At 34.4% G+C, this 555-nt stretch carries 1 protein-coding gene and 1 pseudogene; both read left to right on the forward strand.

The features are described from left to right. A pseudogene (locus tag CCAL9328_RS10705) lies at positions 1 to 234 on the forward strand (indole-3-glycerol phosphate synthase TrpC); the annotation flags it as partial. Further along, the coding region (locus CCAL9328_RS10710) for an HIT domain-containing protein (RefSeq protein ID WP_349304205.1) at positions 231 to 555 on the forward strand (325 nt) is incomplete at its 3' end. The pseudogene CCAL9328_RS10705 and the gene CCAL9328_RS10710, both read left to right, overlap by 4 nt.

The raw sequence follows: 555 nt of genomic DNA on the forward strand, positions 1-555 counted from the left end.
ATAGGGATAAATCATAGAAATTTAAAAACCTTTGATATGGATATGGAGCTTAGCTTTAAGCTAAAAGAGCTTATACCATCAGATAGAGTGGTGGTAGCTGAGAGTGGATTATACTCATATAATCAGATTTTGAGCTTAAATCAAAATGGCATTAGGGGGTTTTTGATAGGTGAGCATTTTATGCGTCAAGATGATATATACCAAGCGGTAATGGATATAAGGGGTGTTAAATGATAGATGAGTTTGCGCCGTGGAGAGCGGAGTATTTTTCTAGACCAAAGGATTGTGAATGTGTCTTTTGTAAGATTGCTAATGAGAATAGAGATAGTGAGAATTTTATGCTATTTAGGGCTAAAAATTGCTTTGGTTTGATGAATAGATATCCATATACCTTGGGCGAATTTATGGTAATTCCATATGAGCATATAGATAATATTGAGAGTTTAGATACTCAAATTTGGTTAGAGATGAGTCAAATAGTCCAAATCGGTGTAGATGTGTTAAAGAGAGTTTTAAATGCTAATGGAGTCAATATCGGTATGAATTTAGGCGCAG

The organism is Campylobacter sp. RM9328 (assembly GCF_012978615.1).